Here is a 13,659-nt window from a genome sequence, read left to right as displayed (position 1 = left end):
GTCCCGGTGCCGCGCCTGCCGTTCGGCGGCATCGGCGATGCGGTGCAGCAGGCGGTTGTTCTCGATCTGAAGGGCCAGCATGCCGAACAGCGTAATGACCAGCGCCAGCCCCCCTGCCGCCAGCAGCGCCGCAGAGACACCATTGCCGGTGGCGAGATAGTAAAGCCCTGCCCCGCCCAGGGTGCCAAAGACGAAGGCCAGCGCAATCACGCTGAACAGGGTACGGAGGGCTTGCGCAAAGCTGCGGGACATGGGCGGTTCCGGTTACTGGGTCGGCTCGTCCGGGGCTAATGCGCCCCGGACGGTGCTGTCAAGCAAACTGCCCGTGAGGCCCGGCCGTCAAAGCCCCTTCGACCTGTAGGTCTTGGCCACGCGGTCGATCGCCACGATATACGCCGCAACCCGCAGATCCTCGACATCGTTCCGGCTGTGCCAGACCTCGCGCATCGACTGATAGGCGGTGCGCATCGTGTCATCGAGGCCCGAGCGCACCAGCGCCAGCTCGTCCGAGCCGGTGAGGAAGCGCTCCTTGAAGTCATCTGCCAGCGTCCAGCCCAGCCCCTTGTCAGAGGACAGCCGCTCCAGCTCCTCGACCAGCAGGCGCGACCGCGCCTCCTCGGCGCGGCGCTGCATCCGGCCAAAGCGGATGTGGCTGAGGTTCTTCACCCATTCGAAATAGCTCACCGTCACCCCGCCCGCATTGGCATACATGTCGGGGATGATCACCTTGCCCTTCTTGCGGAGGATCTCATCGGCGCCATAGGTGATGGGGCCGTTCGCCGCCTCGGCGATCAGCGGCGCACGGATGCGGTCGGCATTGCCGAGGTTGATCACGCCTTCCATGGCCGCCGGGATCAGGATGTCACATTCCGCTTCCAGCACCGTCGCGCCCTCGGCCACATAATCGGCGCCGGGAAAGCCCTTCACCCCGCCATGGACCGCGATCCATTGCTTGATCTCTTCGACCGGCAGGCCCGCATCGGAGACCAGCGCCCCGTCGCGTTCGATGATGCCGGTGATTTTCGCGCCATCCTCTTCCGACAGGAATTTCGCGGCGTGATAGCCCACATTGCCAAGGCCCTGCACGATGATGCGCTTGCCGTCCAGATCGCCGCTCAGGCCGGCCTGTGCCTTGTCTTCCTTGTGACGGAAGAATTCGCGAAGGGCGTATTGCACCCCACGGCCCGTCGCCTCGACCCGGCCCTGAATACCGCCCGCATGCGGCGGCTTTCCGGTGACGCAGGCCTTGGCATTGATGTCGGTCGTGTTCATCCGCGCATACTGGTCCGCGATCCATGCCATTTCGCGCTCGCCCGTGCCCATGTCGGGGGCCGGCACGTTCTGCGCCGGATGGATCAGGTCGCGCTTGATCAGCTCATAGGCGAAGCGGCGGGTGATCAGCTCCAGCTCGTGCTCCTCCCAGGCGCGGGGGTCGATGCAAAGCCCGCCTTTCGAGCCGCCGAACGGCGTTTCCACCAGCGCGCATTTGTAGGTCATCAGCGCCGCCAGCGCCTCCACCTCGTCCTGGTTCACATTGGTCGCATAGCGGATCCCGCCCTTCACCGGCTCCATATGTTCGGAATGCACCGAACGGTAGCCTGTGAAAGTCTCGATCTTGCCCCGCAACCGTACCCCGAACCGCACCGTGTAGGTGGAGTTGCACACCCGGATCTTCTGCTCCAGCCCCGGGCTCAGGTCCATCAGCCGGACCGCCCGCTCGAACATCAGATCGACGGATGCCCGGAAACTCGGCTCGTTCTGCACTGCCATGTAACGTCCTCCACGTTATGACCACCGCCCGCCATGGCCCGGCGGACAGGGCCCTTGGCTCACGCTAGGACGCAATGCTGAAAAATTCATCACCAAATTTGCAACGTTTCCGTGTCCATCAGGCCGAAGCGGAGGTGATTCGTGGCCATTTCGGCGGTTCAGCGCAAATGTGGCAAGAAGTTGACCGCTGCGCGACAATCCGCCACCGCCCGCATCCGCCGTTTCCGGCCCTGTCGAATTCTCTTCACATATCGGGACAAGTCACCGTTATCAGGCCATAATTTCGCCCGATGTCTGAATGTAGATGAACACTTGAGAAGGTCTGTGCCGCAAGCTGCGGCCGGATCGGAATACGAGTGAGCACAGTCCATCGAGGGGTCGGCGACATGGGCAAGGACAGAATACGGATTGCGGCGCGGATCACGGCGGCCCTCCGGGGATTCCGCCGGAGCGAGGATGGCAGCCTGCTGCCCTTCGGCATGATGCTGCTTCTGCTGATGCTGATGGTCGGCGGCCTCGCCATCGACGTGATGCGTCACGAACAGAAGCGTGTGACCCTGCAACAGACGCTGGACCGCAGCGTTCTGGCCGCCGCCGGGCTGAATCAGAGCCTTGATCCCGAAACCGTGGTGCGTGACTATTTCGACAAGGTCGACCTGTCGCAATATCTGAAATCAGTCACGGTGGAGAGCGGTTTCAACTTCCGCAGCGTGACGGCGGATGCCGAGGCCGACACCCATCCGATGTTCATGCAGATGATGGGCGTCAACAGTTTCGACGTGGCCGCAGACAGCGGCGCCGAACAGCGGATCAACAACGTCGAGGTGTCGTTGGTGCTGGATATTTCCGGCTCGATGAGCGGGACACGCATCAACGCCCTGCGCCCCGCCGCGCGCAGCTTCATCGACACCGTCTTTGCCAATTCCGAAGCCGGGCGGACGACCGTTTCGATCATTCCGTACAACGCGCAGGTCAATCTGGGCCCCGATCTGATGGCACAATTCAACGTGCCCAAGCTGCACGACTATTCCTATTGCGTGGAACTGCCGGATGACGTGTTCGGCACCACCACGCTGTCACGCACCCGCAGCTTCGTGCAGAACGGCCATTTCGACCCGTTCAACGGCACGAGCTCCACAGCGCAGGATTACAACTGCCCGCCCGAAACCGGAAACCGGATTGTCATGCTCAGCGACAACACGACAACGCTGAAGGATGCGATCACCAACCTTCAGGTGGGCGGCAATACCTCGATCGACCTTGGGGTGAAGTGGGGCGCTTTGCTGCTTGACCCCGCCACACAAGCCGTCACCCAGGGCATGATTGCCCGGGGCAAGGTGGCTGCCCAATATGCGAACCGGCCCCTGGACATCGTCAGCGGCAATACGATCAAGGTTCTGGTCGTGATGACGGATGGCGAGAACACCACCGAATACAAGCTGACCAGCAACTACCGCTCCGGCCTGTCGAACATCTATCGCCGCAACAGCAATGGCCGCGCATCGATGTATTACAACCGCAGTGGCTCCAACGATTATTACTGGGTCAGTGACGGGTCGTGGCATTCCTCGCCCGAGGGCGGCACCAGCGGGGCGACCCAGCTCACCTGGCCTGAGGTGTTTCGCTACTGGTCTGTCCAGTATGTCGCCTATCAGCTGATGGCGCGGCCGCTGGGGGGGAACTATTCGACCTATTATTACGACATGGTCGACTACGTCAGCAGCACCAAGAACTCCCGCCTGCAACAGGCCTGCACCGCAGCCAAGAATTCGGGCATCATCATCTATGGCATCGCCTTCGAGGCGCCCTCGAACGGCCGCGCCCAGATTCAGGCCTGCGCGACCTCGGATGCGCATTACTTTGCGGCGACGAACCTCGATATCGCCTCGGTGTTCCATTCCATCGCCTCGCAGCTCAGCTATCTGAGGCTGACCCAATGACACTCCGGTTGCCAGACTGTCTGCGCAGGCTCTGGCCGCGTTTCCGGCGCGAGGACGGATCGGCCACAGTCGAGTTCGTGCTGATCTTCCCGCTGTTCATGACGGTGTTCATGGCCTCCTTCGAGACCGGGCTGCTGATGGTGCGGCAGACCATGCTTGAACGCGCGCTGGATATCGTGGTGCGGGAACTGAGGCTGGGTCAGTTTCCAAATCCCACGCATGACAGCATCCGCGATGCGATCTGCGACGCGGCGGTCGTTCTGCCCGAATGCAGGCAATCCATGAAGGTCAGCCTTGACCGGGTGGACATGACGACCTGGGCGCTGCCAACGGACCGCGTGGTCTGCCGCGACCGCGCCTCCAACATTGATCCGGTCACGCGGCTGGACCCCGCGGCACTGGCGCCGCGCGAATTCATGCTGGTGCGCGTCTGCGTCCGGGCCGATGCGATTTTCCCGTCCACCGGCATTGCGGCCAATCTCGAAAAAGACGGCAAGGGCGGGTACCGCCTGGTCGCGGCCTCGGGCTTTGTGAACGAACCGTAAGGATACGAGTAGATGTGGGGCAGCAGAACATGACAGGCAATCCGGGGCTTCTGGGACGGTTGTGCCACCGCCTGCGCCGTTTTGGCCGCGAAGAGGATGGCACTGCCCTGCTGGTCGAAGGCATGTTGCTGATGCCCATGCTGATCTGGGCCGCCTTCGGACTGTACGTCTACTGGGACGCGTTCCGCACCATCAACCAGGTGCAGAAAGCCACCTATACCGCCTCGGACGCGCTGAGCCGGATGGAGCGCAATGCCTCGTTCACCTATGTGAACGGGCTGAGCAACGCCATGACCTACCTCATCCAGAACGACTTCGCGCCGGTGATGCGCTATTCGTCGGTGATCTGGGTCGCGGCGCGCAACAGATACGAGGTGCAATGGTCCTGTTCGATGAACCGCTCCAAGATGCCGCCATGGACCACCACCACCCTGCAAACCGTGGCCACCAAACTGCCGATCAGCGACAATGCGCAAACGCTGATCCTGGTGGAAAGCAGCACCAATTTCCGTCCGGCGCTGAACATCGGGCTGAATGATTTCGTCATCCGGCAGTTCGTGGCGACAAAACCGCGGTTCGTCACGCAGGTCGGCTTCAACGATGTCGGCAACTGCAACTGAGCCGCGGGGTCAGTCCAGCCGGAACAGCTTGTCCCGCGCGGTCGCCCCGCGCACCAGCGTCAGACGCGATTTGGCAACCCCCAGCGCTGCGGCCAGCAATTCTGTCACGGCGGCATTGGCCCGCCCGTCCTCCGGCACCGCGGTCACCTGACAGCGCAACTGCCCGTCGTCTTCGGTCAGCGCGTTGCGGCTGGCACGGGGGGTAACCCGCAGGGAAAATTCTGCCCCCGGCAAGGCCCGCGCCGCCAGATCAGGGACAGACCGGCGCGCCATCAGCCCCGCAATCCGGTTTTCTCCAGCAGACCCATGCGCTTGGCTTCGTAGTAGTAGCCCCGCGAATACCAGCCGACCGCCCGGTCATGATTGCCGCGCGACACGAGCCAGGCGCCACGCAGATATTTCACCCCGTATTTCAGATTAGTATCGGCATCCAGCAATTCCTGTGCCGATCCCCGGTGCCCCATCGTGCGGGCGGTCTGCGGCAAAATCTGCATCAGCCCGTAGTACGGCCCGTTGCGTGCCCCCGGATTGTAGTTGCTTTCCCGCTTCACCACCCGGTGCACAAGGCTTTCCGGCACGTCATAGACGCGGGAGTAATGGGAAATCAGGTGATTGATCTCTGCCGGTCCCTGCGCGGTATCGGGGCGCCGGGCTTCGCGCCTGCGGCCGCCCCCACACCCCGCGACAAGCGTGGCAAGCGTCAGGGCTACAAGGGAACGGCGGGTCAACTGGCTCATGGCAAACTCCTGGCGGCAGGCTAAGCCCCGTTTAGCGGTTCCCTTGGCGCCGATAAAGGGGGCTTGCAGCGGCCCTGCGCCCTTCCGCCCGGCCCGGCCCGCGCCTATGTTGGCCGCGATGACGAGCTTAAGGACCGACAGATGACCCCGAACCCCGCCGCGCTGGATTTCCTGCTGACCCGCCGCTCGCGCCCGGCCAAGACGCTGACGCTGCCGGTGCCGACGCCCGAGGAGCTGGCGCCGTTGCTGACCGCCGCGCTGCGCGTCCCCGATCACGGCAAGCTGGAACCCTGGCGCCTTCTGGTGCTCACGCGCCCCGCCATGGCCCGGCTGGCCGACATGGCTGAGGCACGGGCCCGTGAAACCGGCGGCAACGAGGAACGCATCGCCAAGGGGCGCGGCCAGTTCGATCAGGGCAATCTGGCTGTCGTGGTGATCTCCAGCCCCAAGGCGCAGGACAAGGTGCCCGAAGCGGAGCAGATCCTGTCGGCAGGCTGTGTCTGTCTGGGCCTTGTGAATGCCGCGCTGGCGGCGGGCTGGGGCGCAAGCTGGCTGACAGGCTGGGTGAGCCACGACCGTGGCTTCGCCGAACCGGCCTTCGGCCTTGCCCCGCAGGAAAGCGTGGCGGGGATCGTGCATATCGGCACCGAAACCTCGGCACCGCCCGAACGCCCCCGCCCGGATGTGGCCGCCCTGACCCGCTGGGTCGTGGAATGATCTTTTCGGATTTCACCCGCGCTCTGGGCCAGATCGGCGACCCGCGCTTTCGCCGCGTCCTGCTGCTGGGCGTTGGCCTCGCGCTGGCGCTGCTGGTCGGGGTCTACGCCGGGATGCTGTTCCTGATCGAATGGCTGGCCCCCGCCTCGGTCGATATCCCGCTGGTCGGGCCTGTGGGCGGGCTGGATACGCTGCTGTCCATCGGCTCGGCCCTTCTGATGGTCGGGTTGTCGATCTTCCTCATGGTGCCGGTGGCCGCCCTGTTTTCCGGCCTGTTTCTGGAGGATGTGGCACAGGCGGTCGAAGACCGGCATTATCCGACCCTACCCCCGGTGCCCCGGCTGAAACTGTCGGACAGCCTGATCGACGCTGTGAATTTTTTCGGCTTGCTGGTGATGGCCAATGTGCTGGCACTGCTGCTTTATCCCTTCGCCGGGCCATTGGTGCCGGTTGTCTTTTGGGCAGTGAACGGGTTTCTGCTGGGGCGCGAGTATTTCACGCTGGTCGCCATGCGTCGTCTGGGGCGCAAGGGGGCCAAGGCGCTGCGGGCGCGTCACAACGGGGCGATCTGGCTCGCGGGCACGCTGATGGCCGCGCCGCTGTCGTTTCCGCTGGTGAACCTCTTCATTCCGGTTCTGGGCGTCGCGACCTTCACCCATATGTTTCACCGCCTGAACAGCGCGCGCTGACACCAGCAGCGGACGTACCCTCAGGGGCAGACCGCCGAAGAAAGAAGGCGGGCCGATCCGGGCCCGCCTTTCCTATTTCTGCTCCTGCTGTTCCAGCGCAGAGGGCGGCGGCATATGCCCCATCACGTCGATGTCGCGGATGCTGACCAGACCGCTGGTGATGAACCAGACCAGCCCGGCCCAGATCACCACCGTGATCATGGTGGTGATCTTCGCCTTGCGGCCGACCATGTGATCAGCCGGAGCCGATTTCGGAGTGCCGGGCACCACCTCCCCCGCCTCGGCCTGCGAGCGGAAGCGCACCGGCAGCACCACGAAGAACACCATGAACCAGGTGACGGCGAAAAGGATGAGGGCGGCGGTGATCGTCATGGCTCAGACCTGTTCCAGTTCCACGAGGCAGCCGTTGAAATCCTTCGGATGCAGGAACAGCACGGGCTTGCCATGCGCACCGATCTTCGGCTCCCCCGTCCCCAGCACCCGCGCACCGGCGGCCTTCAGCTGATCGCGTGCGGCAAGGATGTCTTCCACCTCATAGCAGATGTGATGGATCCCCCCGGCGGGGTTCTTTTCCAGAAAGCCCGCAATGGGGGAGTTCTCGCCCAGCGGATACAGCAGCTCGATCTTGGTGTTCGGCAAGTCGATGAACACAACGGTCACGCCATGATCAGGCTCGTCCTGCGGCGCGCGGACACTGGCGCCCAGCGTGTCGCGGTATTGCGCGGTGGCAGCCTCCAGATCCGGCACTGCAATCGCCACATGGTTCAGTCGTCCGATCATCCTCGCGCTCTCCTCTGCCTGACGCCGGTGCGGTTCGGGGCGTGGCGGGCCATGCCGCGCGGAACCCGGCCCGCTTATCCCGTGACCGGCGTCTGCACGCAAGAGCGGCGTTGCCGCAGCGCGTCAACGGTCGTGCATTCCCTTGCCCGCCCGGATATGCGACGCCCATTTTTCAAGCCGCGCGCGCCGGGTTGCCGCCTGCTTCGCCTGGGTGAAATGCAGCAGGTAGCCGCGCCGCCGCCCCGGTGTCAGTGCATCGAAGGCAGCCGCCAGATCCGGGTCTTCGGCGAAGGCTTCGCCGATCTCTTCGGGCAGGTCCAGCTCGCCCGGCGCCGGGATCACCTTCTGCCCGCTCTGTTCCAGATGCAGCGCCTGCGCCAGAAAACCGCGCAAGGCAGGGCTGGCGGGCGCCACCTCTGCGCTTTCGGTAAAGCGCATCATCCGCACGAAGCGCGAGTTTGGCCCCGGCGGCTCCAGAAGCCTGTCGGGGTCATCCAGCAACACGCCCTTGAAGAACGACAGGCCAAAGCTCTCCTTCATGCGCCAGGGCATCGCCACATTGCCGCCCTGCCAGTCATAGCAGGGACCGCGCCATTTGAGGTTTTCGGCCAGAGGCGTTTCGCGCAACAGCGCGCGCAGGGCCAGAAGCCCCTCCTGCCAGCGGCTTTCAGTGCTGTACCATGCTTCGATGCGCGGATCTTCGGTCATGGGGTCATCCTGCCCGCCGCAGCGGCGCCTGTCCACCGTTCACCGGAGATTAGGGAATCTTTGCTTGGCTGGACACAGGACAACCCGCGAGGCCCCAATGCCAGACCCTCTGCACCTGCCCGATGCCAATGCCTGCCGCGCCGCACCGCTGCGCGGGTTGACGATCCTGCTGGTCGAGGACAGCCGCTTTGCCTGCGATGCGCTCCGGCTGATCTGCCAGCGCGCCGGGGCACGGATGCGGCGCGCGGGAACGCTGGCCGCCGCGAGGGCGCATCTGCGGCTCTATCGTCCCGATGTCGTGCTGGTGGATCTTGGGCTGCCCGACGGGCGGGGCGAAGCGCTGATCCACGAACTGTGTCTGGGAAGTTTCGGGCGGGCACGCCCGGCAATCCTTGGGCTCAGCGGTGATCCGGTCGGGCGCGGCGCGGCGCTGGCCTCCGGGGCCGATGGCTTCGTCGAGAAACCCGTTCCAGGCCTGTCCGCCTTTGTCGCCCTCATCCTGCGGACCACCGGCACCCCGGCAGCCACCGCCTGCGAATCTGGCCTGACGCTGCCTGCCGACCCGCTGGCGCTGCGGGACGATCTGGCCCACGCGGCTGAAATGCTGGACGTGCAGCCGGAAACCGGCAGCTATGTCGCCGGGTTTGTCGAAGGCATCGCCCGCTGCGCCGATGATCCGGTTCTGGCGGATGTGGCGACGCGGGCACGGCCTGCCGGGGCAGATACCGCGCCGCTGGTCAGGCTGCTGGCGTCACGGCTGGCCCGGCCAGTCACCGGACTGATCGTTCCCCCCATGTCGGGGGCCGGGCCGCCGCCTCATCCGGGGACGCATTCAGAATAGACCGGGGTTTCTTCCGCCCCGAACAGCATCATGGCCTGATCACCCTTGGTCCACCAGACAAAGGGCTGGGCTGCATCCCGGCTTTCATAGCGCGCGCCGGACGCCGATTGCGCGATGGCAAAGCCGATCTGCCGCCCCTCGAAAGTGACAACGGCAAAGCTGTCGGTCCCGGTATTGATATACGTCGCGCTGACCCGCGCCCCGTGATCGCAAAGGTAGGGGACGGTCGTCACATCCTCCGCGGCAAGCACGGGGGCCGACAGAAGGCAGAGACCGGCAGAAAGCAGGGTCATTCGCGGATGCATGCAGTTTCCTTTTCGCAAACGGGCCGGTCACAGCGCAGGGTCGCGCGCGGGCCGGGTCAGTCGGGTCAGATCCGAAAGCTTTTCATTCTGCTGCCCGCCCGCACCGAAATTCGCAGGCGCGAGCCAGGCTACGAAGGCCTCGCGCAGCGCCGGCCATTCGCTGTCGATCACGGAGAACCACGCGGTATCGCGATTATGTCCCTTCACGATCATATGCTGCCGGAACACCCCCTCGTAGCTGAACCCCAGCCGCTGCGCCGCGCGGCGCGAGGGCATGTTCAGCGCATTGCACTTCCATTCATAGCGCCGGTATCCGGCCGCGAAGGCCCATTGCATCATCAGGAACATCGCCTCGGTCACAGCGCGGGTTTTCTGCATTTCCGGTGCGATGCAGATATGGCCGACCTCGATCACACCATGCGTCCGGTCGATGCGCAGGAAAGAGGCCACACCGCCGCAATGCCCCGTCGCCCGGTCCCGCAGCGCCAGAAACACCGGGTCCTGGCTCGTCTCGTGATCCTTGACCCAGCGGTGATATGCTGCCGCTCCGGGAAACGGGCCATAGCCCAGATAATCCCACAGCCGGTCATCCCTGGCGAAGGCGCGGTACAGATCGCCCGCATGGGCCTCTGCCTCCAGCGGCTCCAGCCGGACATAGCGCCCCTCCAACACCGTGCCCGCCGGATGCGCGGGCGCCGTAAACCCTTGTATCTTCTGACCGAGATCAACCATGCCCACCTCCACCTCGGGTTTGAGCCTAGGCGGGCGCTGCGGTAAAGGCAACGGCCTGCTCAGCGCAGGAAACCGGGATCATCGCCCATGTCGAGACCGGGAAAAACCGCCTGTTCCAGCACCCGGCGGTCCAGCCCGTAAAGCCCGCGCATGGCCCAGGCCGCCCAGCCGCGCACATCGCTGGTGGGCATGAGGTCGCGCCGTTCATACAGGGCTTCCTCGGCCAGGCCCGGCCAGCGGCCGTAGATGCGGCCACCTTTCAGTGCGCCGCCCGCCATCAGCATGGCGCCCCCGGTGCCGTGATCTGTGCCCGCACTGCCGTTTTCCGCCACCGTGCGACCAAACTCGGTCATCGCAAGCAGCATGGTGCGATCCCAGGCCGAACCCATCTGTTCACGCAGGACAAGGATCAGCCGCTCCAGCCCGCGCAACTGCTGCGGCAGCGCGCCTTCCTGACGGCGATGCGTATCCCAGCCCGACAGCGAGAAAGCGGCAATCCGCGTGTCACCTTTCAGTCGGTCCGCCGCGAAACCGGCCAGCCTGTCGGTATCTGCGAATTTGCCGCCCCCCTCCATCGAGGCGGGCGCGGCCCCGCCTGCAAGTTCGGCAGCCAGATCCATCGCCTCGCCGCCCGCGTCACGGAACAGCGCATCATCATGATAGACCTGTTCCAGCAGCAACCTGCTTTGCGCGCTGAGGCTCAGGGTCACTTCGGGCGTCCAGCTGCGGATTTCTGCCGCACCGGCCAGAAGGGGTTGCGCCTCACGCCCGACCGCATAGGCTGTCTCCGATGCGATTCCCGGCACCGCCTGCAACATCCGGTTCAGCCAGCCATCGCGCACTTCGGGAACCGGCACATCCAGCCCGGTTCCGGCTTCAAGAATGTCCTGCCCATCGAAATGGCTGCGCTTGTCGCGATAGGGCGTCGACGTGGCATGAACAAATGCCAGCTCACCCGACGTCCACAGCGGCATCAGCCCGGCCATTGCCGGATGCAGCCCGAACAGGCCGTCCAGCGGCAGCACGCCCGCGCCGGTGCCCAGCTTCGGCCGCATCCGCGCAAACAGCGGGTCGCCAATGGGCTGCACCGCGTCCAGACCATCCATAGCCCCCCGCAGGATCACGACGATCAGCCGGTTCTCCCCCAGCTGTGCCGCGCCTTGTGCGAAGGTCACGGTGGTCAGCAAGGGATGGGCCGCCGCCGAACAGGCCGCCGCCACACCGCCTCGCAGGAAAAGCCTCCGGGTGACATCTTGCATCGCCGCCTCCTCAGCGCCGGTTGAATTCAGGCGAGGCCATCACGAGCCCTACCCCCTCGCGGGCAGATTCGGCGCGCGAGACCGCAACCCGCAGCGTGTCAGGTGCGAGTGTTCCCAGCGCGTGATCCAGAAAAGCCCTTGGATCAATCTGGTCCACCTGTTCCAGATTGCCCGGCATGTCCATCGCCCAGGCAATCCGCGCGCCCAGCCCCTGCGGTGTGATCCACTCCGCCGCCGCCTCGGCCCAGCCATCCGGGCCGATGGGCCGTCCCCATTCCTGCCCCATCAGACGCATCGGGTCGATCAGCAGAGTGTGGAAGCGCCGTGAGGGCATCCTGAACATGCGTTGCGGCCGCATACCCAGCGCCCGGCAGGCACCGATGACGAACTCGGCTGGCTGGCGGGCCTTCAGGCGCGGCGCGGCGAAGGCCGATGAATCCGTCAGCATCACCTCATACAGCGGCAGAAGCGCGGTATCATTGGCCAGATAGGCCGCCGCCATCCGGTCCACCAGCGCGGGATCCGGCGTATCCGACAGGAAATGCGTCACCAGTTTCCGCGACAGATGCTGCGCGGTTTCCGGTCGGCGCGCCAGATCGTCCAGTACCCGGTGGATGGGCTCCAGCCCCCGCCCGTCATAGCTTTTGCCCAGAACCTGTTCCGCACCGGGTTCGGCCCGGCGTGGATAGAACACCGCCCCCCTGGCCGGGTCCACCGCAAGCCCGGTCAGAAGCTCGGCAAGCTGCCGCACATCGGTCTGGGAATATTGCGCGCCCACCCCCAGCGTGTGCAGTTCTATCGCCTCGCGCGCCAGATTCTCGTTCAGCCCCTTTCCCTTGCGCTTCCCGAAGGCCGATCCGGGGCCGATGGAACTTCGCTGGTCAAGGTAAAGCAGCATCGCAGGATGGAGGTCAGCCGCCCGCAGCATATCGGCAAAGCGCCCCGCGAGATGAGGGCGGATGGCACGTTCGGACATATCACCCGTCAGGACCGAATGCTCGCGCAGGCGGGGCACCGTGGTGAAGTGATCTGCCCAGAACCAGGCCAGCCGTTCGCGAAAACCGTCCGGCGAGGCCAGCGCGCGCGCGATCAGCCTGCGGGAAAAGGCCTCGGTCTCCGCCTCCACCAGCTTGACCCGCCTGCGCACCTCGTCACGCTCTTCCTTCTTCTTTCGGAAGGCAACGCGGGCTTTCGCTGCATCGGCAAACAGGGCGAAAAGCGCAGGGGTTTCCGGCGCAGGAAACATGTCCTGCGCCCGGTCAGGGCCGGCCAGTGCCGCCAGCATCTCTTTCGCACCGCGCGGGGCGCCTGCGGGCAAGGGTAATCCATAGCCATAACGGAAGGCGGCGATATCTTCGGCGACCGGCATGGCATCCTCCGGGCTGGCACAGACTGGTGCAGCGAAGATAGGCACAGACCCGGAGATGGAAAGCCCTGACCTCTGGCCGCCGGCACAATTCCGCGCGAGGGATCAGAACCGGAAACCGTGCGGATAGTCGTGCAGCCCGTCAAAATCGGCCTTGCCGATCTCCAGCCCCTGCTGGCGCAGCACGGCAAAGGCCATGGCTGTGTGGAACATGAAATTCGGCATGCCGAACAGGTGCAGGAACTCTGCGCCGGACTGATCCAGCTCGGCAAAGCCCGCGCGATGCCGGATGCGCCGGGTTTCGGCCCCGTCGAAAGCCACAGGCTCCAGCCCGCGCAGCGCATGGCTTGCCGCCGCAAGACGACGGCCCAGGCCGATCCGGTCCATCCCGTGATCCGCGATCCCCGGCACCGCAGCCCCGGCCAGCGGAAAGGAAATCCGCAGGGCAAAGCCCGCCGCCGTCGCCACCTGTTGCGCGGCGGTGAACATGTCGGGGGCAAGCCGGGCCTGAAGCACCTGCTCCTGCCGGGCAGTGCGCTCCACCATGGCCGCCAGACGGTCAAGGTAGTGCAGGAACACCGGGACGGAGGCGTCGAACATTGCAGTCATGGCAGCCTCTTGTTGAAAGACCCCGCCGGGGCGGGGCCAAA

The 13,659-nt window shown here is 65.1% G+C and carries 18 protein-coding genes; 6 read left to right on the top strand and 12 right to left on the bottom strand.

From position 1 onward, the window contains the following. Window positions 1–252, bottom strand: a 252-nt coding sequence (locus AO684_RS02505) for a hypothetical protein (protein ID WP_152968323.1), incomplete at its 3' end; no start/stop codon positions are given. A gap of 87 nt (window positions 253–339) precedes the next feature. Continuing rightward, window positions 340–1,770, bottom strand: coding sequence for a Glu/Leu/Phe/Val dehydrogenase (locus AO684_RS02500; RefSeq protein WP_054301170.1), 1,431 nt, complete (start codon window positions 1,768–1,770; stop codon window positions 340–342). Between the two features lie 386 nt (window positions 1,771–2,156). On the opposite strand from AO684_RS02500, the gene AO684_RS02495 reads away from it, so the two are divergent. Genes AO684_RS02495 through AO684_RS02485 form a run of 3 tightly spaced genes read left to right on the top strand, consistent with a single transcriptional unit; the run spans window position 2,157 to window position 4,875 of the window. After that, a complete protein-coding gene (locus AO684_RS02495) occupies window positions 2,157–3,710 on the top strand; it encodes a pilus assembly protein TadG-related protein (RefSeq protein ID WP_054301169.1) in 1,554 nt (517 codons plus the stop codon). After that, window positions 3,707–4,255 carry a TadE/TadG family type IV pilus assembly protein gene (locus AO684_RS02490; RefSeq protein ID WP_054301168.1) on the top strand — a complete coding sequence of 183 codons (549 nt, stop codon included), beginning with the start codon at window positions 3,707–3,709 and terminating at the stop codon, window positions 4,253–4,255. Before AO684_RS02495 ends, AO684_RS02490 begins: the two co-directional genes overlap by 4 nt. Window positions 4,256–4,284: 29 nt before the next feature. Next, window positions 4,285–4,875, top strand: coding sequence for a TadE/TadG family type IV pilus assembly protein (locus AO684_RS02485; protein WP_054301167.1), 591 nt, complete (start codon window positions 4,285–4,287; stop codon window positions 4,873–4,875). Window positions 4,876–4,884: 9 nt separating this feature from the next. On the opposite strand, the gene AO684_RS02480 is transcribed toward AO684_RS02485, so the two are convergent. Together AO684_RS02480 and AO684_RS02475 are read right to left on the bottom strand one after the other, a co-directional pair. Next, window positions 4,885–5,148: a DUF167 domain-containing protein gene (locus tag AO684_RS02480; protein ID WP_054301166.1), complete on the bottom strand. Its 264-nt coding sequence runs from the start codon at window positions 5,146–5,148 to the stop codon at window positions 4,885–4,887. Continuing rightward, on the bottom strand, window positions 5,148–5,612 hold the full coding sequence (locus AO684_RS02475) for a lytic transglycosylase domain-containing protein (protein WP_054301165.1): 465 nt from the start codon (window positions 5,610–5,612) through the stop codon (window positions 5,148–5,150). The genes AO684_RS02480 and AO684_RS02475 overlap by 1 nt, the downstream gene beginning before the upstream one ends. 141 nt (window positions 5,613–5,753) lie before the next feature. On the opposite strand from AO684_RS02475, the gene AO684_RS02470 reads away from it, so the two are divergent. Then, entirely contained in the window at window positions 5,754–6,329 is a 576-nt protein-coding gene (locus AO684_RS02470) for a nitroreductase (RefSeq protein WP_054301164.1), read from the top strand. Further along, window positions 6,329–7,018 carry an EI24 domain-containing protein gene (locus tag AO684_RS02465; protein WP_161805977.1) on the top strand — a complete coding sequence of 230 codons (690 nt, stop codon included), beginning with the start codon at window positions 6,329–6,331 and terminating at the stop codon, window positions 7,016–7,018. The genes AO684_RS02470 and AO684_RS02465 overlap by 1 nt, the downstream gene beginning before the upstream one ends. A gap of 72 nt (window positions 7,019–7,090) precedes the next feature. Here AO684_RS02465 and AO684_RS02460 read toward each other — a convergent pair whose 3' ends face one another. The 3 genes from AO684_RS02460 to AO684_RS02450 form a co-directional block, all read right to left on the bottom strand. Then, window positions 7,091–7,390, bottom strand: a complete 300-nt coding sequence (locus AO684_RS02460) for a DUF1467 family protein (protein WP_054301162.1) — start codon at window positions 7,388–7,390, stop codon at window positions 7,091–7,093. A gap of 3 nt (window positions 7,391–7,393) precedes the next feature. Beyond that, the gene (mce, locus tag AO684_RS02455; RefSeq protein WP_054301161.1) at window positions 7,394–7,798 is read right to left on the bottom strand and encodes a methylmalonyl-CoA epimerase; all 405 of its coding nucleotides are present in this window, start codon (window positions 7,796–7,798) and stop codon (window positions 7,394–7,396) included. A gap of 123 nt (window positions 7,799–7,921) precedes the next feature. After that, the gene (locus AO684_RS02450) at window positions 7,922–8,506 is read right to left on the bottom strand and encodes a YdeI family protein (protein WP_054301160.1); all 585 of its coding nucleotides are present in this window, start codon (window positions 8,504–8,506) and stop codon (window positions 7,922–7,924) included. A gap of 97 nt (window positions 8,507–8,603) precedes the next feature. Between AO684_RS02450 and AO684_RS02445 the strand changes: the two genes are divergently transcribed. Then, window positions 8,604–9,347, top strand: a complete 744-nt coding sequence (locus tag AO684_RS02445; protein WP_054301159.1) for a response regulator — start codon at window positions 8,604–8,606, stop codon at window positions 9,345–9,347. Here AO684_RS02445 and AO684_RS02440 read toward each other — a convergent pair. From AO684_RS02440 to AO684_RS02420, 5 genes are all read right to left on the bottom strand, one after another. Further along, window positions 9,323–9,640: an MliC family protein gene (locus AO684_RS02440; RefSeq protein WP_054301158.1), complete on the bottom strand. Its 318-nt coding sequence runs from the start codon at window positions 9,638–9,640 to the stop codon at window positions 9,323–9,325. The genes AO684_RS02445 and AO684_RS02440 overlap by 25 nt on opposite strands. Window positions 9,641–9,679: 39 nt before the next feature. Further along, on the bottom strand, window positions 9,680–10,384 hold the full coding sequence (locus AO684_RS02435) for a GNAT family N-acetyltransferase (RefSeq protein WP_054301157.1): 705 nt from the start codon (window positions 10,382–10,384) through the stop codon (window positions 9,680–9,682). A gap of 59 nt (window positions 10,385–10,443) precedes the next feature. Beyond that, a complete protein-coding gene (locus AO684_RS02430; RefSeq protein ID WP_054301156.1) occupies window positions 10,444–11,643 on the bottom strand; it encodes a DUF1501 domain-containing protein in 1,200 nt (399 codons plus the stop codon). A gap of 10 nt (window positions 11,644–11,653) precedes the next feature. Beyond that, on the bottom strand, window positions 11,654–13,012 hold the full coding sequence (locus AO684_RS02425) for a DUF1800 family protein (protein ID WP_054301155.1): 1,359 nt from the start codon (window positions 13,010–13,012) through the stop codon (window positions 11,654–11,656). 102 nt (window positions 13,013–13,114) lie between these two features. Further along, the gene (locus AO684_RS02420; protein ID WP_054301154.1) at window positions 13,115–13,618 is read right to left on the bottom strand and encodes a DUF1993 family protein; all 504 of its coding nucleotides are present in this window, start codon (window positions 13,616–13,618) and stop codon (window positions 13,115–13,117) included. Window positions 13,619–13,659: the final 41 nt, after the last annotated feature.

The organism is Gemmobacter sp. LW-1, assembly GCF_001303875.1.
GTDB classification, from domain to species: domain Bacteria; phylum Pseudomonadota; class Alphaproteobacteria; order Rhodobacterales; family Rhodobacteraceae; genus Gemmobacter; species Gemmobacter caeni.
The sequence above is the reverse complement of the archived record's forward strand: the minus strand, read 5'-3'. Positions and strand labels throughout refer to the sequence as shown.